Annotated in this window: 16 protein-coding genes and 2 pseudogenes; 5 read left to right on the top strand and 13 right to left on the bottom strand. The window is 60.5% G+C overall.

Annotated features, from left to right (window positions below; genetic code table 11):
• Positions 1-124: 124 nt before the first annotated feature.
• From JWR14_RS36785 to JWR14_RS36765, 5 genes are all read right to left on the bottom strand, one after another.
• Positions 125-1006 carry a CoA ester lyase gene (locus JWR14_RS36785; protein WP_299719394.1) on the bottom strand — a complete coding sequence of 294 codons (882 nt, stop codon included), beginning with the start codon at positions 1004-1006 and terminating at the stop codon, positions 125-127.
• A 298-nt stretch (positions 1007-1304) separates the two neighbouring features.
• Positions 1305-2462, bottom strand: a complete 1158-nt coding sequence (locus JWR14_RS36780; RefSeq protein WP_299719443.1) for an acyl-CoA dehydrogenase family protein — start codon at positions 2460-2462, stop codon at positions 1305-1307.
• Positions 2463-2492: 30 nt separating this feature from the next.
• A complete protein-coding gene (locus tag JWR14_RS36775; protein ID WP_299719440.1) occupies positions 2493-3323 on the bottom strand; it encodes a MaoC family dehydratase N-terminal domain-containing protein in 831 nt (276 codons plus the stop codon).
• A gap of 83 nt (positions 3324-3406) precedes the next feature.
• Complete coding sequence (locus JWR14_RS36770; protein WP_299719437.1) at positions 3407-3877, bottom strand: MaoC family dehydratase; 471 nt, start codon at positions 3875-3877, stop codon at positions 3407-3409.
• 45 nt (positions 3878-3922) lie between these two features.
• Positions 3923-4798 (bottom strand): CoA ester lyase, encoded by an 876-nt coding sequence (locus JWR14_RS36765; RefSeq protein ID WP_299719391.1) that lies wholly within the window; start codon positions 4796-4798, stop codon positions 3923-3925.
• A gap of 238 nt (positions 4799-5036) precedes the next feature.
• Here JWR14_RS36765 and JWR14_RS36760 point away from each other — a divergent pair, with 238 nt between their 5' ends.
• The gene (locus JWR14_RS36760) at positions 5037-6059 is read left to right on the top strand and encodes a LysR substrate-binding domain-containing protein (protein WP_299719389.1); all 1023 of its coding nucleotides are present in this window, start codon (positions 5037-5039) and stop codon (positions 6057-6059) included.
• A 97-nt stretch (positions 6060-6156) separates the two neighbouring features.
• Here JWR14_RS36760 and JWR14_RS36755 read toward each other — a convergent pair whose 3' ends face one another.
• The 8 genes and pseudogenes from JWR14_RS36755 to JWR14_RS36720 form a co-directional block, all read right to left on the bottom strand.
• The gene (locus JWR14_RS36755) at positions 6157-7410 is read right to left on the bottom strand and encodes an ABC transporter substrate-binding protein (RefSeq protein ID WP_299719387.1); all 1254 of its coding nucleotides are present in this window, start codon (positions 7408-7410) and stop codon (positions 6157-6159) included.
• A gap of 86 nt (positions 7411-7496) precedes the next feature.
• Positions 7497-8231 (bottom strand): ABC transporter ATP-binding protein, encoded by a 735-nt coding sequence (locus tag JWR14_RS36750; protein ID WP_299719385.1) that lies wholly within the window; start codon positions 8229-8231, stop codon positions 7497-7499.
• Positions 8224-8991 (bottom strand): ABC transporter ATP-binding protein, encoded by a 768-nt coding sequence (locus JWR14_RS36745; protein WP_299719383.1) that lies wholly within the window; start codon positions 8989-8991, stop codon positions 8224-8226. Before JWR14_RS36745 ends, JWR14_RS36750 begins: the two co-directional genes overlap by 8 nt.
• Before the next feature lies 1 nt (position 8992).
• A complete protein-coding gene (locus tag JWR14_RS36740) occupies positions 8993-10003 on the bottom strand; it encodes a branched-chain amino acid ABC transporter permease (protein WP_299719381.1) in 1011 nt (336 codons plus the stop codon).
• 4 nt (positions 10004-10007) lie between these two features.
• A complete protein-coding gene (locus JWR14_RS36735; protein WP_299719379.1) occupies positions 10008-10889 on the bottom strand; it encodes a branched-chain amino acid ABC transporter permease in 882 nt (293 codons plus the stop codon).
• A gap of 57 nt (positions 10890-10946) precedes the next feature.
• Positions 10947-12101 (bottom strand): CaiB/BaiF CoA-transferase family protein, encoded by a 1155-nt coding sequence (locus tag JWR14_RS36730; protein WP_299719377.1) that lies wholly within the window; start codon positions 12099-12101, stop codon positions 10947-10949.
• Positions 12102-12162: 61 nt separating this feature from the next.
• The gene (locus tag JWR14_RS36725) at positions 12163-12945 is read right to left on the bottom strand and encodes an SDR family oxidoreductase (RefSeq protein ID WP_299719374.1); all 783 of its coding nucleotides are present in this window, start codon (positions 12943-12945) and stop codon (positions 12163-12165) included.
• 597 nt (positions 12946-13542) lie between these two features.
• A pseudogene (locus JWR14_RS36720) lies at positions 13543-14941 on the bottom strand (ISNCY family transposase).
• Positions 14942-15321: 380 nt separating this feature from the next.
• Here JWR14_RS36720 and JWR14_RS36715 point away from each other — a divergent pair.
• The 4 genes and pseudogenes from JWR14_RS36715 to JWR14_RS36700 all read left to right on the top strand — a co-directional run.
• Positions 15322-15810: a hypothetical protein gene (locus JWR14_RS36715; protein ID WP_299719371.1), complete on the top strand. Its 489-nt coding sequence runs from the start codon at positions 15322-15324 to the stop codon at positions 15808-15810.
• Positions 15807-17429 (top strand): tyrosine-type recombinase/integrase, encoded by a 1623-nt coding sequence (locus JWR14_RS36710; protein WP_299719369.1) that lies wholly within the window; start codon positions 15807-15809, stop codon positions 17427-17429. The genes JWR14_RS36715 and JWR14_RS36710 overlap by 4 nt, the downstream gene beginning before the upstream one ends.
• Positions 17430-17743: 314 nt before the next feature.
• The gene (locus JWR14_RS36705; protein ID WP_299719367.1) at positions 17744-18976 is read left to right on the top strand and encodes a Shedu immune nuclease family protein; all 1233 of its coding nucleotides are present in this window, start codon (positions 17744-17746) and stop codon (positions 18974-18976) included.
• Positions 18977-19674: 698 nt separating this feature from the next.
• Positions 19675-19903: pseudogene (locus JWR14_RS36700) on the top strand (MFS transporter); the annotation flags it as partial.

The raw sequence follows: 19903 nt of genomic DNA, 5'->3' as shown, positions 1-19903 counted from the left end.
CCTGTAGCCGCCTCGCCAAAGCTTCGTCCACGTACTCGCCAATACTCCAGCCCAACCGAGCGAACCATGCGACATTGGTATCGGTTTTGCCCGTTTTCGGCATTACCCGACAAAAACGGACGCCTCACGCGTCGAACGAGCCCGCAATTTCCCGCGCCTTAAGTATCATCGGCAGATCGACCATCTTGCCGTCGATGGAAACAGCCGCACCCCCATTCGCCGCTACCGTATCCAGCACACGCTGCGCCCACGCCCGCTCCGCTCTCGTGTGACTGAAGGCGCGATGCACGGAGTCGATCTGTTTTGGATGAATGCACAGCTTGCCGCGAAAACCCATGCGCTGTGCCCGTTTTGCGTCGGCGAAGGTTGCGCCGTCGTCGTCGAGCGTCGTGGTGACACCATCGACCGGCGCACCGATGCCAGCGACGCGCGAGACTAGTACAAGTTGCGAGCGGTACGCAAGCAGGACCTCGGGGTCGTCTGCGAGACCGAGGTCGATCTGAAAATCGAGCGAACCAAACATGACACGCGATACCCGTGGCGCCCGGCATAGCTCGACGAGATTCCAGAATCCTTGCGCTGTCTCGATGATCGGCAGTACGACAAGACGATCGTGCGCTGTCTCGAGTACCGTGACAATCTGCTCCGCGGACTCTGCCTTCGGCAACACGATCCCGGCGACGCCTGCGTGGTTCGCGAAATGGGCGACATCCTGCTTGAACCATTCGGTGCCAGCTCCATTAATGCGTATGTACACCTCGCGTGCCGGCGTCAACCAGGAGGCGACCAGCGTGCGTGCGGCAATTTTTACGTCTGGAGACACCGCGTCCTCAAGATCGACAATGACTGCGTCGGCGCCCGACGCGAGCGCTTTGTCGAGGCGGTCCAACCGGTCCGCCGGTACGAACAGGTATGACCTTGGCAGCCGTGCCGAGCACGTTGCCCCCACGCCCGGCGCCCCGAGAGACCACGACTGACATTGACTGTTCCCTGGCAATCTCTGCATCTATTAGCTCCTTCATTCGGGCAACTGGGCGCTGTCACAGGCCGCACCATCAGCGCACGGGGTCAGATCTTTCCAACTGCAACCGCATGACAAACGGCTCGGGCCCGGGCTTCGCCTTCGCATAGTCCAGCCAATGGCCCTTGATCTGCAGAAGTTGCCGATCACGCCCCGCCCGCTTTTAGCGGCCATAGCCGCCGCGCTTCATCCCTCCGAACGGAACGAGACAGCCGACGGTCCGAATCGTGTTGATCCCACCCTTGCACGTCCGCACGAAAGATGGGCTGCGGTGCGATCATGTCTAAAACGAACGCGGCAAGCCCAACACATGCTCCGCCACGAAAGACAGGATCAGGTTCGTCGAAATGGGCGCCACCTGATAGAGCCGGGTCTCGCGGAATTTCCGTTCGACATCGTATTCGCAGGCAAAGCCGAAGCCTCCGTGGAATTGCAGACACGCATTGGCCGCTTCCCACGAAGCATCTGCCGCCAGCAGCTTGGCCATGTTGGCCTGTGCGCCGCATGGCTGGTGCGCGTCGAATAGATGTGCTGCCTGGAACCTCATCAGGCTGGCCGCTTCGACGTTGACGTAGGCGCGCGCGATCGGAAACTGTACGCCCTGGTTCTGTCCGATCGGACGCCCGAACACGACGCGCTCGTTGACGTACTTCGACACCTTGTCGATGAACCAGTAACCGTCGCCAATACATTCCGCCGCGATCAACGTACGCTCCGCATTCAGACCGTCGAGAATGTATTTGAAGCCCTTGCCCTCTTCGCCGATCAGGTTCTCGGCGGGGATCTCCAGGTTGTCGAAGAACAGTTCATTGGTTTCATGGTTGACCATGTTCAGGATTGGCTGCACCGTCATGCCGTTGCCGATCGCCTCGCGCAGGTCAACGAGGAAGATTGACATGCCATCGGATTTTTTCTGTACGTCGGCTAGCGGTGTGGTACGCGCTAGAAGGATCATCAGGTCGGAGTGTTGCACCCTTGAGATCCAGACCTTTTGTCCGTTCACGACATAGCGGTCGCCACGCCGCTCGGCGGTCGTCTTGATTCGCGTGGTATCGGTGCCGGTAGAGGGCTCGGTTACGCCCATCGATTGCAGCCGCAGTGCACCGCTCGCGATCTGCGGCAAATAGTGGCGCTTTTGCGCCTCCGAGCCATGACGCAACAGCGTGCCCATGTTGTACATCTGGCCGTGACAGGCGCCAGAGTTCCCGCCGGCACGGTTAATCTCCTCCATGATCACCGACGCTTCGGTCAACCCGAGGCCCGAGCCGCCATAGTCCTGCGGGATCAGTGCAGCGAGCCAGCCCGCTTTCGTCAGGGCATCGACAAACGCCTCGGGGTAGCCGCGCGCCTCGTCGATCTTACGAAAATATTCCGCAGGAAACGCACTGCACAGGTCGCGCACTGCGGACCGGATGTCTTCGAATTGGTCGGTCACTTGCAACATGATGAGATCCGTCGTGGTACCAGAGTGTCAAAGGATGAGCGCGCGCGCGCTCATGGTGAGCCAGCCTTCATGATCGTGCGCCCACAGGTCGACGGCGTGGCCCGACTCGTCGAGCCGTCCGCACAGGCTAAGCAGATAACCTGCAAACGTGGGCCGTAGCGCCTTGAACTCGAAATGAGTGACGTCGGCGACCGGCATCTCCCGTCGTAATAGATCGAGCAGCAGCGTAGCGAGCAGCGGGCCATGCACCACGAGCCCGGGATAGCCTTCGACGCCGGTCGCATACGGGTGATCGTAGTGAATGCGATGGCTATTGAAAGTCAGCGCCGAGTAGCGGAACAGCATCACCTCGTCAGGAACGATCTCGCGCGAAAACATCGCATCCGCCGGGGCCGCCTTCGGTGTCGGGGCCGGAGCCCCTGGAGTCGCCAGATCCCGATACACGATGTCCTGCTCCTCGCTAAGCAGACGCCCGGCGTCATCGCTGAGCGTATGCCGGACGGTCACGAACACCAGACGTCCGGAGCGTCCCGATTTTTCATTGATCGCGGTGACCTCGGAGGTCCGGGTGACCGCGTCCCCGATACGGATCGGGCGCTCAAACTGAACACGGCTGCCGGCCCACATGCGACGTGGCAGCGAAACCGGCGGCAGCAAGCCGCCGCGCATCGGGTGGCCGTCCGTGCAGATGTCCTCATGCCGATGCAAAGGCAGGAAATAAAGCCAATGCCACAGCGGCGGCAACGCGTCGCCGCTGACGGGCGACGGATCGACTCGGTTCAGGGTGGCCGACAGCGCCGCGACGGGTGCGGCGGTGACCGTCTCGACGGCCACGGTCGGCGTCGGCATCCAGCCCATTACGCCGAGGCCGTTCAACCCTGTCGACACGACATGCGCTTGAGCGTCGCGCTCAGATCGATCAGACATCGCCGCGGTGCGCATCAGGCAGCGGTAACCGCTGCCGACTCTTTCTTGCGCATCAGCTGGAAGCGCCGGAATCTTGTCACCAGTTCGTTGCGTTGGTTATACGCACGGCTTTCCAGTTCGATAATCCCCGCGTCAGGCCGCGAACGCGATTCGCGCTTGCCGACCACCTCCGTTTCGGAGCGAATCGTGTCGCCGACGAACACCGGGTGCGTGAATTTCACTTCACCGAAGCCGAGATTCCCGAGCGTCGTTCCGAGTGTGAGATCCCCGACACCAACGCCGCACACCAGCCCGAGCGTAAAAATGCTGTTGACGATGCGCGTGCCATACATTGTGTCCTTGCAGAACTCCTCATCCAGATGCAGTGGCTGCGTGTTGTGCGTCAGCGCGCTGAACAGCAGGTTGTCAGTCTCGGTCACGGTCCTGCGGATGGCGTGCTTGTAGATATCGCCGATGACGAATTCTTCGAAATAGCGGCCGGTCACTGCGTCAGACATGTCAACTCTCCTTTTAACAGACGAATGTTCCATTCAGCGCCCGTAACTACGGGCCAGTTCAACGGCTTCACGTGCCGTCTTGATGTGGGCAATATCGATGTGCTCGCCCTCGTAGATCACCGCCGCGCGACCTTCGGTCTGCGCCTTCTCGAGCGCGACGATCATGCCGGTGTAATACGCGACGTCTTCGGCCGAGGGTTGATATGTCTCGTTGACGATTGCGACGTTCGACGGATGCAACACCAGTTCGCCACTCATGCCGAGTGCGCGGTCGAGCCTGGATGCTTCACGCAATCCGTCGAGATCCTTCACCTGTTGCCACACGCCACCAATCGGCAGTTTTCCGGCTGCGCGCGCAGCCATCACGGCACGTGACTTGAAGTAAAGCGACTCACGGCCGTCGGCGGACCACACATAGCCGAGGGCACGTGCCACATCCGCATTTTTCGCACTGGCGCCGACAATTGCCACCACGCGAGCGCGCGTCGCGATCTCATAGGCTAGTTCCAGCGCGCGTGCGGTCTCGAGCAGAGGGATGACCTTAATCGAGCCATGCGGCAAGTTCTTTCGCATCTCCGCTTCAGCCAGCATCATCGAGACGCAGTCGATATCTTCCGGCCCGACCGGCTTCGAAACGACAATGCCTTCGAGCCCCGGTTGTGCAATCGCGAGAATGTCTTCGAAGTCGTACAGATGTGGACTGCGATTGATACGCACATAAACTCGTTGACGCTGCTCTGCGAGCCAGCCGATCTTCGCGGCGGTTACGCCGCGCGCCTCGACCTTGCTCGCCGCGGGCACACTGTCTTCAAGATCCAGAATGAGCGCATCGGCGCCCGCGGCTGGGGCCTTTTCGATCCACGATTCCCTATGACCTGGCACGAAAAGAAATGACCTGATGGGTCGCATGTTTTCCTCGTTGTATCGGGTGGGTACCTAACCGTACGAAGCTGGCTGGTTCGATACAAGATTAAGTCGACGCTCGGGGCACGCCAAGTTTTCAGATGCGAAGTGCCTCTTCGCGAATCACGAAACGGAACGCTCCGCATGCAGCGCTCGCACGTTTACCCCCCGTTGACCGTCGTCTTCACTACGTGGTAGCTTTTTCGTCTAACAACAAGAATAAAAAAACCAATTAGGAGGCGAAATGAACGGGCTGAGCATTCACGCTCTGGTGCGAAAGGTCGATCTCTTCACGCTGAAGCTGTTTCTTACCGCTATAGAAGAAGGGCAGATTGGCCGGGCCGCAGCACGCGAACATATCGCCCCATCCGCTGCGACCAAGCGCATTCAGGACCTCGAAGATCTCGCCGGTCTCAAGCTCTTCGACCGCAATCCCAAAGGCGTCGTCCCAAGCGCCGCCGGCGAGGTTTTTGCGCGACATATTCGTATGGTTCTGGCGAATCTCGACGAAATGCGCCGGGAGATTGGCGAATTCACCGACGGCATTCGCGGACACGTAGGCATCAGTGCTCCGCGACTCTTGATCATGCAGTTTCTGGGCAAGGAGATAGGCGACTTCACGCGCCGGTTTCCGCTCGTCAATGTCGAGCTTCAGGAAGACAGCAATGCGAACTCCGTTCGCGCAGTTGCAGCCGGTGACGTTGACCTGGCGGTTTTTGTTGCGAGCAACGATCTGGCTTGCGACACAATAGACAGCGTGGAGTGCCGCACTGATCGACTAGTCGCGGTCATGCCGAAAGACCACGCGCTGAGTGATCGCGCCGACCTTTCGCTTGAAGAGTTGCTGGAGCTCGACCTGGTTGGCACTGGACCGAACACGACGATGATGATCGACCTCCGGCGCGCAGCAAGGAGAATCGGGCTGGATCTGCAACCGAAGTACAACGTCAACAGCGTGGAGGCCGCACGCAGTCTCGTACGGGCCGGACTCGGTGTCACGGTGCAGCCGGAATGCATGTTGTTGCTCGAAGACTGCGACCAATTGGCGACCGTGCCGCTATCGGGCGACTGGGCGCGGCGAAGCCATTGCATCGGCACGCTGCGAGGCAGGGTGCTGAGCGCTGCCGCGAAGGCTCTTTTCGACCAGCTGATGGAGCGGCCGCCCGCGCTCCGCGATCTGGACGCGCTGGACGGCGACGCTCAACTTTCTGCAACGTCCGGCACAACCCCACCAGGCGTGACAGCGCGAGACGATTCTGCGCGTTGACACAGATACTTTACGGCCGTCGCGCCATTGATGACGAATGCACGGCATCTTGCGCGGCCCAGTCGCCTGCCTGAGCCGCGCACGACCCTCGTCACCTCTACTCCTGTGCGGACTGTACGGGAATCAACTTCTTGTTCGCGAGATCAGTCGGATAGACAACCACCGGGCGCCCCTGCTGACGCTGGAAAATCATCATGTCCGTGAAGGCCTGATGCTTCGTGCCATCCATCGACTGAAACCTGCCGCGACCGAGAGGCGTCGAAACGTCAAGCTTTGCCAGTTCGGCCGTCACCTTGTTCGGGTCGTCGGCATCGACGCGCTGCAGGGCAATCAGCAGCATCGCGGCCGACACATACGCGCCGACATCGATCAGATCAGGCTCACGGTTATAGCGTTTGACGAACCGCTGCTCCCATTCACGCGATGATGGCAGTAGCTTTGGATACTTCGGGTCTCCTGCACGCTCGACGCCCGGAAGATAAGTCGATGGACCGATCCATCCTTCCTGCGCATCTTTGCCGACCGCATTCGCAAACGAATCGAACTGAACGGCGCCGCCCGACACTCGATACGGCGCCCGCAGCTTGCGTGCATAGATCTGTTTGGCAAGTGACGTCAGGTCCGCTCCCTGCACCATCGCAACCAGAACGTCCGGGTTGGAGCGCGACAGTTTAGTGAGGATCGGGCTGAAGTCGGTCGTGCCGATCCGCGCGACTTCCTTGGTCGAGACCTCGATGCCCGCGGCCTGATAGGCCTTCGTCAACGAATCGATATGCCCGCGCCCGTATTCGTCATCCGAGTAGATGATGGCGGCCTTCTTTCCAGGCCCGAGGTAGTGTTGCAGCGCCGCACCCTCAGCTTCGTGGTAGTGATTCGAATAGGGGAAGGTGTGAAAGAAACGGTCCTCGGCACCCACCGCCTCAGACAACCGGGCCGATGATCCACAAAATTGTATCCATAGCGGTTTCGACTGACGCCATGTTGGAATTGCCGCCGACGCCAACGGACTCGCACACGGTCCCATCAAATAGTTGACCTGCTCTGACGTTACCAGTTCGTTGAGCGCGGAGATGACGATCTGCGGGTCGGACTGGACATCGCGAACCAGAAACTTGACCTTGCGCCCGCCTACGGTCGTATCGCCGAACGCGTCGGCAGCCATCTCGATACCTCTTCTCGACGACTCACCGTAGTTTGCCTGCCTGCCCGTCAGTTCGAGCACCACACCGATCTTGATCGGCGGCTTTTCCTGCGTGCTTGCCAGCGCCGGCCAGCCAGCGACGGCTACGGCCAAAATCAGCGAGATCAATCGGACGGGTTTGTTCCGATGAAACAGCTTAGGTATGCTCATAGTCTCCTCCTGCGTTGTGGTCGTGCTTCCTTTAGAGCGCATCATCAGCAATCTATTGGCGCGGATCAGGTGGCCAGCGTGCGAGCTCAGGTCAATGCCTCATCGAGTGGGCTGCCGAGATATGAACTGACCACTTCCGGGTGCGTCATTGCCTCACCCGTCTCACCCACGAAAACCAGTTGCCCGAAGTTCAGAACGACGACGCGCTGACACAGATTCATGATCACGTGCACCAGGTGCTCGATCATGACGATCGTGACCCCGGCCTGGTTAATCCGACGCAGCACCTCGACCATTTCGTCTACTTCCGCGCGTGTAAGGCCTGCGAGCACTTCGTCCAGCAGCAGCAGACGCGGATCAGTCGCGAGCGCGCGCGCCAGTTCGAGTTTCTTCTTCTCGCCAATGCTCAGCGCTGAAGCAGGATAGTCACGCTTGCGCCACAGGCCGGTCAGTTCGAGAGGCCGCTGTGCAGCGAGACGTCCTTCTTCCACGCTCGTGCGGTGACGCGACGAAAAAAGCGCACCGACGGTCACGTTATCCAGCACCGACATCTCGGCGAACGGACGCACGACTTGAAAGGTCCGGCCAATGCCGCGATGGCAGATCTGATACGGACGGCTGGTATGGATAGGTGCATCGTCAAACAGAATCTCTCCACCCGTCGGCTGCAAATAGCCTGTGATCAGGTTCAGCAGGGTGGTTTTACCGGCGCCGTTCGGTCCGATTACACCAACGAATTCGCCTCGCGCGACCGTAAAGCTGACCTCGCTCATCGCTTTCAGGCCGCCGAAGCGCTTCGAAAGATTACGAACCTCAAGCATGGCAACCTCCTGTCGGCGGCGTGGCAGCGCGCACCAGTGCCCGCTTGCCAAGAAAGGCTTCCCGCACGACGTCGTGCTTACGCAGGTTCGCCACCGAGTCCGAGTGGACGATCCGCCCGGCCGACAACAGATACCCTCGCTGCGCGATACTGAATGCCGCGTGAGCGTTCTGCTCGACCAGCAGGATGCTGACGTTAGCCGCGGCGATTCGCGCGATGGCATCGAACATCTGCAGCACCACTTTCGGAGCGAGGCCGAGCGAGGGTTCATCGAGCAATAGCAGTTTTGGACAAGCCATCAATGCCCGCCCGATCGCCAGCATCTGCTGCTCTCCGCCCGACATCAGTCCCGCTGGTTGCTCGCGCCGCTCATGCAGACGCGGGAAAAGTGTGTAGACCTCGTCGAGCTTCTGCTTCCTGTTGAGCCTCGCGGCGCGGTTGTAGCCGCCGAGCAGCAGGTTTTCGTAAACACTCAGATTCGGGAACACTTTGCGACCCTCGGGAGACAAGGCGATACCGCGAGGGACACGGTCCGCAGCCGCGACGTCACGCAGATCACCGCCGTCGAACACGATCTGACCGGTGCATGCGATGAGCCCTGTGATTGCGGCCATCGTCGTGGTCTTGCCCGCGCCGTTCGCCCCCAGCAGACAGACCACTTCGCCAGGCTTTACGTCGAGGGAAATCTCTTCGATCGCCACCGAGCCACCATATCCCGCCGTGACGTCATGCAGCGACAGCAACGCGTGATCATTCGTCATGTCACATTCTCTCCACGGTGTGAGTGCGTCCATTGCCTTCGCGTGAGACCGCGAGGCTGGCCGGCGAGCGCGCCGCGTCACCGCGCAAATGCAGCGTCAAACGCCTGAACATGCCGACGATGCCGTGCGGCATCAACAGAACGCTGACCACGAGGATCACGCCGTACAGAAGCTGTCCGAGGCCTGACGTACCGTTAAAGCCGAGGCGGGTCGCTTCAGCCACGCCGGTCAGCGCGAGTGCGCCGAACACTGGACCGACAACGGTGTAGATACCACCAAGCAGCGGGCCGATCTGGGCAACGATGGTGATATCGAGGCTGAACGCAATGCGAGGGTCGAGGAAGCCCGTGTACCACGCGCCAAGGCCGCCCGCACCCGCAGCGAGCCCTCCAGAGATCACCAGTACACCGAACCGGTAACGACGCGGATTCAGACCCAGCATCTGCGCCGCACTCTCGCCGCTACGCATTGCGCGGCACGCGTAATGAAAACGCGAATTTGAAAGCGCCAGTGACAGCAGCAAGGCAGCTGCCGCAAGCGTCGCTGCTGCGATCCCCATGAAATGCGGACCCAAGCGCAGGCCCTGCGGAACGTCGATGCCCTGCGCCCCTCCCGTGATGTCCGGCAGCATCAGCGCCATGACGCGCAGCGCTTCGGATACCGCCAGCGTGCCGATCGCGAAGAACAAGCCGCTCAGGCGTCCCGTCGAAACGGCAAGAAAGGCACCTAACAACATGCCGGCAATGACCGATGTCGGCAGTGCGGCAACGAGCGACAACCCGAACGTTTTCGCGATGATCGCCGCAGCGTATCCGCCGATGCCCGAAAAGCTTGCGTGGGCCAGCGAGATAAGACCGGCGTTGGCCATCAGGTTCCAGCTGATACCCAGCACGATCAGCGTCGACGCGCGAAATATCAGGTCTGCGTGATGAAGCGGGGCTAGCCATGCAGCGGCGATCCATGTCACGGACATCAGACAGATCGACACTCTTGCGTTGAAAGGGAATGACATCGTTTCAGGTCTCCACCGCTTGTCCGAACAACCCGCGCGGGCGCAGCAACAAAATGAAGAACAGCAGCGCGAAGGCCACACCTTCGCCCCACCCCGTTCCGTCGGGCACGTAGTAGGCCACGAAGGTCTCGCCATACGCCAGCAGGAAGGCCCCGGCAACCGCGCCCGCGATACTTCCCATGCCGCCGAGCACGATGATCGCGAAGCCCTTGATCAGCAGGTCGAATCCCATGAACGGTGTGACGGCGAAGATCGAGCTGACCAGGACGCCAGTCGCGACACCGAGCGCCGTGCTCAGTCCGAACGTCAGGGCGTACATCCGGTGTACCGATATCCCCATCAACGTGGCAGCCGCGCGATTCTCCGAGATCGCCCGGCTCGCCCGTCCTGTTTCGGTGTACTTCAACCAGCAGAAGAGGAGGCAAACGAGCAAAAGGGCAACAGCGCATGCAACCAGGCGCCCCACCGACACGATCAACAGACCGTGCCAGAACTCCATCGACCTCAGCGCATAGGCCGGACTGGTTGAGCGCTGGTCACCCGTCCACATGATCAACGCGACGTTCTGAAGAATCAGCCCAAGCCCGAACGTGACGAGAATCTGATTGATGTGAGGTGCGTCGATCAGCCAGCGCGACAAACCGCGAAACAGCAGATAGCCCGTGATTGCGCCGACGATCATCAAAGGGACGAGCGCCAGCAGAGGGTCCATTCCCCACAGCCGGCTCGCCCAGAACGCGCCATAGGCGCCCAACATGAAGGTTTCGCCATGTGCGAAGTTGATGAACCGGACGACGCCGAAACTCAGCGCCAGACCGATGGCCGCCAGTGTGTAGAGGCCGCCGAGCAGAAAGCCATCGACGAGGCATTGCAGAATGTCTTGCACGATTGTTGCATCCTTAGATTGGGACCCGCCAACTCAAGCTGCGACTGTCAACGCGTCCTACATGATCGCGTTGGCCGATTTCAGCGCGGCGAGTTCGCCGTCCGAAAACCCCCAGTCACGCAGCGCCTCGGCGGTGTGTTCGCCGACTTGCGCGGGAGGACGCTGGATCGCGGGCACGGTGCGACTAAAGCGCGGGGCAGGCGCGGGCTGGACTATCCCGTCCACTTCAACAAAGGTCCCGCGAGCTTTGTTATGGGGATGCTCCGGTGCCTCTCGAAGTGACAGCACGGGCGCGAAACAGACATCCGAGCCAGTCATCAGATCGCACCATTCGTCCCGCGTTTTTTTACGGAAGGCTTCCGCGAACAGACGTTGAACCTTTGGCCATCCACTGCGATCATGCTGATCGGGCAGGTTCTCCTCGCGTAAGCCGAGCGCGTCGAGTGTCTTACGGTAAAACCTCGGCTCGGTCGAACCAATCGCGATGTAACGATCATCTTTCGTCTGATAAACGTTGTACCAGGGGGCGCCTGAATCTAGCCGGTTGGTGCCTCGTTCGTCGGACCAGTAACCGGCGGCATGCATGCCGTAGATGAGCGTCATCAATGACGCGGCACCATCGGTCATTGCAGCATCCACGACCTGGCCCTTGCCTGAACGGCGGGCTTCGAGCAACGCACTCACAATGCCGAACGCCAGGTATAGCGCGCCACCGCCGAAGTCACCGATCAGGTTGAGCGGAAGCACCGGGGGGCCGCCTCGATGCCCGACCGAATGCAGCACGCCACTGAGCGCGATGAAATTGATGTCGTGCCCGGTCGACTGAGCCAGCGGTCCGTCCTGCCCCCAACCCGTCATGCGACCGTAGACGAGCTTTGGATTGACCCTGAAACAATCGTCCGGGCCGAGGCCGAGTCGCTCGGTCACGCCTGGACGGAATCCTTCGACGAGCGCGTCGGCCTGCTCAAGCAATCGCTTGATCGTCGCGACGGCCGCTGGTTTTTTTAGATCCATTGCAACCGATCGCCGGCCGCGGTTGAGCAGGTTGAAGCGGTTATCCATCGGGATGCCACTGTCAGATGGCGCGATGCGATCGATGCGGATTACGTCCGCGCCAAGGTCCGACAAAAGCATCGAGCAGAACGGGCCCGGCCCGATCCCGCCCAACTCCACGACCTTGAGGCCGGCCAGCGGCCCTTTCCCTTGTTCCATGTCGACTTCCTCCGAGCGAACGCTGACGGGCGTCTGATATGTAGTGCAAACGGTCGCGCCGTTACCATCCGCCGAACGACAACCCGCCGTTCACGCTGATGGTTTGTCCCGTGACTTGCGATGTCTCTTCGGACGCAAGGAACACCGCCACGCGGGCCACTTCCTCGGCAGTCGGCGCACGTCCAGACGGAAAGCGCTCGACCAGCTTGCTGAAAAGCCGATGTTGGAAATTCTCCTGCCCGAAAATGCGGTCCCAGGACGGGGTGTCGGATGTGAGTGTCAGAGAGACGCTATTCACGCGGATCTTCCAGCGCGAGAACTCCTTCGCGAGCGCCTTCGTCATCAGGATGACGCTCGCGCCGACAGCGCCAACGATCGATTCGCCGGGTGTCGGGTGGCGCCCCGCGTCGGTGCCGACCATCACGATCGAGCCGCCGCGAATTTTTAGGAACGGCACGGCCGCATGCACAGGAAAGACGCGTGCAAAGAAGCGCGATTCGAAAGCCTCGACGAGTTGCGCGCCCGTCATCTCGGCAAACGGCATAGGACTTACCGAACCCTGTGCGCCAGAGCTCACGACGATATCGATACCACCGTTGATGGATGCTGCGCCCTCGGCGATGCGCGTGGCGCTCGCGTAGTCGCAACAATCGCCGAGAACGTAAGTGACCTTATCGGAAATCGATCGCAGATCGGAAACCGCCTGTTCGGCCTTCTCCTTCGAACGACTATTGATGACGACGGTGGCGCCGTTCGCAGCCAGCTTTTCCGCGATGCGCAAACCAAGCCCACCGGAGGAACCCGTTACGAGCGCGACCTTGTTCTCGAAGTCTGAATATTGCAATTTCCGTCTCCTGAAATGCTTTTCGACCGTTCACTGACGGGACTGGCAATGACCGTTGTGAAAATCGTACGGTCAACGGAGACACACTTCAATTTGTGAGTCGCGAAGTACCGCTTCAGGTTTGGAGAAGCGCTGAGCGTAAGCAGGCCACGGCGGAAAAGTGATCAGAATTCGAACGCGCGAAGCCGGAGCGCGAGAGCGGATGAATGCGTAAGCTTCGCGCGATCGCAGGCAACTGCCAAAAGGGTTTTCAAGCGATGGACTAAAGCCCCTTACTCGCGGGAATTCAGCCTAGAGGACGACGCAACATTGCGTTCGCCGCGGGAACTTTGACTTTTCGCGCAGATTACGGAAGGGGCGTAGCGGGGCCACGCAGTGACACGTGCGAACGCGAATGGCCGGTGTTGGCCGGCACTGGGACCTTTTCGTTCAGGTTGGAAGCTCTCCAATCGGCAGGCCCACTCGTAGGATGGCACGGCATTTCCGACATCCGCCCCTGCTGCTGCTACAGCCTATGCCGGGGCCAGATTCAGATGTCGGGGTTTGGGCTTGTTAGAAGTGTCTGGTTTTAGCCTTGTTAATCTCCTCTTGAAAGGGTCATTTCCCCACCGCGGCTACCCGCCTTTCGGCAGTTCTCAATACCGCCGCATTCAAGTCATCGAGTGTCAGCTCGCGTTGCTTTCTGGTCCCCGCTTTACGCTCCTTAGAACGCGGCGCTTCACCCTGGTTGGTGCGCGAAGGCGAGCCCGATGCGCGCCGGTTGTCGCGTTGTGCCTGAATCACCTGCGCGATCTGCAACGCATGACTCAGACGCTTGTTATCGATCTCAGCACCTTGATCGATCTCCGACAGACGGTCGTACTCGACATAGGGGAGAGCGGCCCCATTGACGCGTATCTCGATGCGCCCGTCGGGGTATTCAAACACGTCCAGATACTTGGGGATCAACTTCGATTCTCGGCCGTATCGGCCAGCATGTAAATCACCCGTACTGCACAGTCAACGAATTTGACACACGCCGAGGCACGCGCGAGCTCAGAATCAAGTCGAGATCTTCGTCCTCGCGCAGCGGCCGATGCGCGTTGAATGTGCTTTTTGGGACCTTGCCAAAGCGGCCATTGAAGTCGGCTATGAAGTGGGGCGCATAAGCATTCGCCGCCTCACGTGTGTCGATGTTGCGCAGTCGCAGTTCCTTGACCAACCGGTCCTGCAAGGTCAGGTTGGCGCGCTCCACGCGCCCCTTGGCCTGGCTGCTGTTGGTACACCAGGTATCGATGTTCAGCTCGAACATGGGCCGCCCGTATTGAGTTACACCCTTGCCCGGCGTGCTCGAATGGCTGTTGCACGAGAACACGCTCGCGCGGTCGCTGTAGAGCGCGACCGGCTTGCCATAGGCTTCGAGGTACTGGCGCGTCGCCTCGAAATAGCTAAAAGTCGACTCGGTCGCGGTGAAGTGCAGGATCATCAGGCGGCTGGTCGCATCGTCGATAAACACCAGCAGCGTGCAGGCCGGCGCGCGTTCCTCGAACCACCGATGATCGCTGCCGTCGATCTGGATCAGCTCGCCCAGACACGCCCGCCGGTTCCTCGGCTGGTGGATCTTGGGCGGACGCTGCTTGCGCGGAATCCACAGTCCGGCGTCGCGCATCCAGCGCCGCACCGTCTCCTTGGCCAGCGTCGTGCCATGACATTCACGAAGCTTCTCGCAGGCCAGTGTCGGGCCGAAATCGGCGTAGCGCTCGCGTACCAGCGCCATGGCCCGAGCCCGCACCTCGATCGGCAACTCGCGGTTGCTTGGCTGGCCGCGCCGGCCTGACACCAGCCCGGCGGGACCGCTGGCTTCGTAGCGACGGACCAATCGACTCACTTGCCGTTCGCACAGCGCTAGACGCTCGGCCGCCTGCACGACCTTGAGTCGATGCTCGGCCACCGCCGCGATAATCTTGATCCGCTCGAGCTCATGCATACTCACCGTGACGAAACCATGCTCATTCATGATCAGCCCCTTGACGACATGCTTTTACCAGCGTGCGCCAGGAGGACAGAGTCGGACATCTCTTATATGGTCGCCTCCCATTTGCAAGGGATATCGTTGATGACGTTTAGGTGGTTGCGGACTTATATCCGGACTCGAACGCGAGGGTTACTCGCCGGCCCCGATGGAATACGCTGCAAAGGTCCTAATCTAATTACCGGACTCAAAGTCCTAGAGATGTCTCAGGCTTGCCTTTGCACGGTCCAACCTGTCGTGCCATCGCTCAATATCACCGCTGCAACCGTGAAGAAGTTCAATGTGACGGCGAACGTTCGAGTTGATTCATGACGCGATGCTTGTGCTCTGGTACGTTCGCCCATGCGCGAGCATAAACGGCCGCCTTGGACCTACGTGTCGCGCTGGCATCCGCGAACGCACAGCTCAACACCGCCACTGCCGAGCACGTGGCGGCAATTGCCGCGATCCACGCCCGTTACGAAGGTCTATCCCGGCAACTGCTGCAGGAAACCGAACACCAGCGCGAGGCGTGGCGCAGCGAGCGCGAGCGGCTGTCCGGCCAGATCACGCAGGTCCAGGAGCGGACGGCCGCACTCGAAGGCCTACGTGAACGCTTGCTCACCGATCTGGCCAGCGAGCGCGAGGGGCGCCAGCATGCCGCCGCCGAAGCGGCCGCCCTGACCACGCTGGTTGCCGAACAGCGCGCGCTGGTGCAGGCCATCCAAGCCGGACAGGCGGGCACGCGCCGGCCGCCCAGGTCTGCCGCCGTGCTTAGCCCCGCTCCCGGCCGGCACCGACGGACCCCGGCCGCCTCGGCCCCAGAAGCGACGCCCGCCCCGGCGAGCTCCACCGCGCGGAGGAAGGTACGATGAACCCGTCTCGCTGGATCGACACCGCCGCGTCGCCGCCCCAACCGCTGCCCGATTCCATCGAGGCGGCGCTCGACTACCTCGCCAGCGCGACCGGCCACCCGGTCTACCTCCACTGGACTCTGGCGCGTCTGAAGCGCGGTTGCCCGTCGCTCGCCGACGCGAAACGCGAGCATCCCACCGTGTTCGCGCTGCTGCTCGAGCACGAGGCAGCCGTCGAATACTGGGATCGCGGGCGCCTGCGGATTGTCGCGGCGGATGACGCGCCAGCGCCCGAGATCATCCTGCAACGGGTGCTGCACCAGCACCGGCGCCGCTTCCACGAAGTGTCAAATCGAAGCGCGCTGCTCCCTGCAGCAATCGCAGCGCCGCCCACCGCAACGGCCGTCTGGCTGGCGGCGCTCGAACCGCCGCGCACCGTCGCCGCGAATGTCGCCCATGTCACCCCTGTCGCCCATGCCGCCGATGTCACCGCCGCCAGCGTCACCCCTGTCACCGGCGGATGGCTCGCGCGGGCGGGCCGCTCCGTCAATGGGTCGATGGTCACGAACACCCTCGGCGTCGCCGACGATGCCCAGGCCGTGATCCTCTTCCTGCGCGATCGCGCCAGCCACTCGCCGCACACGCGGCGCGCGTATCTGGCTGACCTGCGGCGCGTGATCGCCTGGTGCGCGCAGGAGCAGCTCGGGCCCCTGTCCGACCTCACGCGCCACGACCTGCTCGCCTACCGCCGCGCCCTCGAACGCCAACCCAAACACGGTCCTGTCATCGGCGAAGAAACTCCCCTCAGTACCCGCCATCCGGAGCGTCGCGCACACCCTGGCGGGCCGCACGAGCAGTCCGCCGCGGTGGCATCGCGCGCACTCGCGGTGGTCTCAAGCCTGTTCCGCTACTGGCTTAAAACCGGTTACCTGATCGCCAACCCCGCCGCCGACCTGTCCGGGGGCGCCGCCGCCCGCGCGGCCTGGACACCGACTCGCATCATGCCGGCCCGTGTGATCGCGCTGTGCGATGCGGTCGTTGCGGGTCCGGCACCGACCGGTCTCACCTCGCCCGTCTGGACACGTCGTTGCGCAATCTGGTCGCTGTATCGCTACGGCGGCGTGCGGCTCGCGGAACTGGTGGGGTCCGACGCCATAGGTTTACCGCGGCTGGATGTCGACGCTGAGGGAAACTGGACGCTGCACGTGCGCGGCAAGGGGAATAAACGGCGGGCGATTCCGCTGCCTGCCGTCTGCCTGCCGCCGCTGCGCGCGTACCGGCTCGCGCGCGGACTGACGGTTACCCCGGCTCCGTTCGAACGGCTGCCGGTCATCCACAGCGAGAAGCGCGACGCGCTCGGCGCGAGCGGCCTCTACGACGAGGTCAAGGCAGTCTTACTCGCAGCCGAAGACCTCGTTACACCCGGCGACACTGCGACGCTCGTCATCCTGGGTGCCGCCTCCACCCATTGGCTTCGTCACCGCTACGCGCGCACGCTGGTGGTCGACCACGCGGTGCCGCTGCCGGTCGCGCAGCAGTTACTTGGACACGCGTCGGTGCAGACCACGGCCGCGTATGCGAAGACGGATCTCGCGCAGACCCGCGCGTTTGTGGAGGGGAGTTTTTCGCGAACAAAATAGTCACCGTTGAGTAAGGCGCGAATGCCACCGCGCCCTTGCATTCGACGTCAATCGTCGTTGGTTCGCAATTACCCGAGTCGCTCCTTTGACGGTTCATCGGCCCTAGCCGACGCTCACCGTCCAGCCGCCGTGCGGCAGCAGTACGCCGCGTTGCTAATATTCACAATGCTTGCAGTCGAATGCGTTTCGCCGCGAATAAGTCAACCGTAAGTACAATTCCGTTGGATACTGCCCTACTGCTACGGACCCTTTGGCTGCTTTTCCGTTGCCAGTTGCGCAGATCCAAACCGCTACAGAGAACCCCTGAGAGAACGATGGACGACGAAGAGCAAATACATCGTAACAAGTTGCCGAGTAAGACCTACATTAGTCCGCGGATTTATGTCGACGCACATGAGGCGTTGCGGATAGCCTCAAAGGTGATTGACTCGGACGGTCTTCACTATGCGACAGTCAAGAAGGAAATTGTGCTTCGACGCACGGAAAATGGGCGCACCGAGATCATCGCGAAGTTTCTGGAATCTTCAAGAGGCTTGCGTGTCGTGACAATTCAGGCCTTCAATGGCCATACGGGCTCGCCACATAAAACTCATTTTTCATTTGTCGACGAAGAGATTCCCAAACTACTTACCTTCTTTGAGAATATTGCGTCCGTCGAATTTGAGTCGCAGGACAAAATCAACATCAACGACGCTGAACTCAGGCGACTTGTTTTATCGAAGGCGCAAGCTGTCAGTTTAGTTCACGACAACCAGGACCTCTTCTCAGAGGTCATCCGCCAAGAGATTACGAAAGAAGATGTTGTCGCTCTTGGCTATCGCAAGCGGCAAGTTTCCACGTTTGCAAAGTTGCTAAGCGAACCGGTCTACTTCGACCAAGTGAAGACGGCTAAAGGCGTGAGGGGAGACGAAGCTCTATGGCAAGTGTTTTTTGAACGGAATCGATGGATATTTGGCTACGGCCTTAGCTACTTCTTCGTCACAGGGTTTGACAATAAAAAGCTGGAGCAAGTCGTCGAAGGGTACGACTTGATAAACCGCGGAAAACGGGCTGACGGCCTGATGAAGACGCGAGGGATCGTCAGTTCGCTCTGTTTCGTGGAGATCAAGACGCACACCACCAAGTTGCTCGATCCCACGCCGTACCGCCCGGGGTGTTGGGCTCCGTCGAAGGAGCTGTCCGGTGCGGTTGCGCAAGTGCAAACCACCATCGCCTCCGCGATGAAGAGTCTGAGCGAATATATCCGACCGACAGACGCGCACGGCGCGCCCACGGGCGAAGAGGTGTTCAACTTCAAACCACGAGCCTTCATCGTCGTCGGCTCTCTCAGCGAATTTATTACTGAGCACGGCGTGAATAAGGACCAGCTTCGGTCGTTCGAGCTTTACCGGAACAGCCTTTCCTCGATTGACATACTCACGTTTGACGAGCTCTTCGAACGGTGCAGCTTCATCGTTCGATCCGAAGCTGAGCGTACGTCAGGCGAAACGTCACCGCATAGCACAGAAGAGGGGCCCCGACCACGGGCCACTGTCACTGGAAACTAAACCGATGAGCAACCGATTTCTGCGCAGGCTCGGGAAGTGACGCCAACTTCCGTCGCATGACTACTGGCTGTGCATCCGGTGTCTCAACAAACACGTTGTAATCGTGCTCGCTGCCGTTTTCGTCCGTTGGGCAACTCCACGCTCTAACCTCGGTTCCCTCTGGCAAAGCAATAGACTCGACGCGCGCGGCCCTGTGAAAAAGCACAACGTTAAGACTGTTAGCTTCAAAGAGCCTTGATGTAAGAGCTCGAAAACATCCTTAGCCCACAGAAGTCTTCATACCGCCCTGAAATCTCCGTCCATCAGAGTGCGTTTTTCAATCGACAGACTGATTAATCGGGTACTGCGTTTAGGCGCTGCTCACGTCAAGGCCATCAAATGACTCAGACGGGCGAGGTTCTGTTCAGGCGGGATAGCAACTTGTTCCCCGACGTTTATGCGGCGCCAACTCGTAAAATCTTTCAGATAAAGCCGTGGCTGCAAATGACCTTGCGTGGACGTCGAATTGCTGGTTTCGTCGTTCTGCCACCCCGGAAAACCTCCCTATCTAGTCGGCCGAATGAAGTAATGTAGCTTTCAAGAAGAATACGGACTTATCTCCTGACCGCTCGCTCAAGTGGACGCGGATATTCGGTACAAGACAGGAAGAATCAGCACTTATCTGCTTCCCACGTTAAAGTTATTTGGTTCCCCGACCATCACCGGCCGCGTTCGCCACCGCCGTTTCAGCCTATTCATGGTGTTCGGGTCTCTCGGGGCTGCTTGCCGCCACTTACATTGATCGCTTCGATCGCCGCCGTATCATGTTAGCGGTCTATGCGCTGTTCGCGCTGTCGAACCTCGCGTGCGCTTGCGCCACCAGCTTTCCCATGCTGCTGATCGCGCGCGCTTTTGCGGGCATCACCGGCGGCGTGCTGGGATCGGTCA

The sequence above is a fragment of the Caballeronia sp. genome (genome assembly GCF_028292365.1).
Taxonomy (GTDB): domain Bacteria; phylum Pseudomonadota; class Gammaproteobacteria; order Burkholderiales; family Burkholderiaceae; genus Caballeronia.
This window is presented reverse-complemented; position numbering and strand designations above follow the sequence as displayed.

Bases quoted from the DNA above. Each gene is read 5' to 3' on its own strand.
- JWR14_RS36730 (WP_299719377.1), bottom strand. From the start codon at position 12,101: ATGGAACAAGGGAAAGGGCCGCTGGCCGGCCTCAAGGTCGTGGAGTTG.
- JWR14_RS36765 (WP_299719391.1), bottom strand. From the start codon at position 4,798: ATGCGACCCATCAGGTCATTTCTTTTCGTGCCAGGTCATAGGGAATCG.
- JWR14_RS36755 (WP_299719387.1), bottom strand. From the start codon at position 7,410: ATGAGCATACCTAAGCTGTTTCATCGGAACAAACCCGTCCGATTGATC.
- JWR14_RS36740 (WP_299719381.1), bottom strand. From the start codon at position 10,003: ATGTCATTCCCTTTCAACGCAAGAGTGTCGATCTGTCTGATGTCCGTG.
- JWR14_RS36745 (WP_299719383.1), bottom strand. From the start codon at position 8,991: ATGACGAATGATCACGCGTTGCTGTCGCTGCATGACGTCACGGCGGGA.
- JWR14_RS36775 (WP_299719440.1), bottom strand. From the start codon at position 3,323: ATGGGCTGGATGCCGACGCCGACCGTGGCCGTCGAGACGGTCACCGCC.
- JWR14_RS36760 (WP_299719389.1), top strand. From the start codon at position 5,037: ATGAACGGGCTGAGCATTCACGCTCTGGTGCGAAAGGTCGATCTCTTC.
- JWR14_RS36710 (WP_299719369.1), top strand. From the start codon at position 15,807: ATGAACCCGTCTCGCTGGATCGACACCGCCGCGTCGCCGCCCCAACCG.
- JWR14_RS36705 (WP_299719367.1), top strand. From the start codon at position 17,744: ATGGACGACGAAGAGCAAATACATCGTAACAAGTTGCCGAGTAAGACC.
- JWR14_RS36750 (WP_299719385.1), bottom strand. From the start codon at position 8,231: ATGCTTGAGGTTCGTAATCTTTCGAAGCGCTTCGGCGGCCTGAAAGCG.
- JWR14_RS36785 (WP_299719394.1), bottom strand. From the start codon at position 1,006: ATGCAGAGATTGCCAGGGAACAGTCAATGTCAGTCGTGGTCTCTCGGG.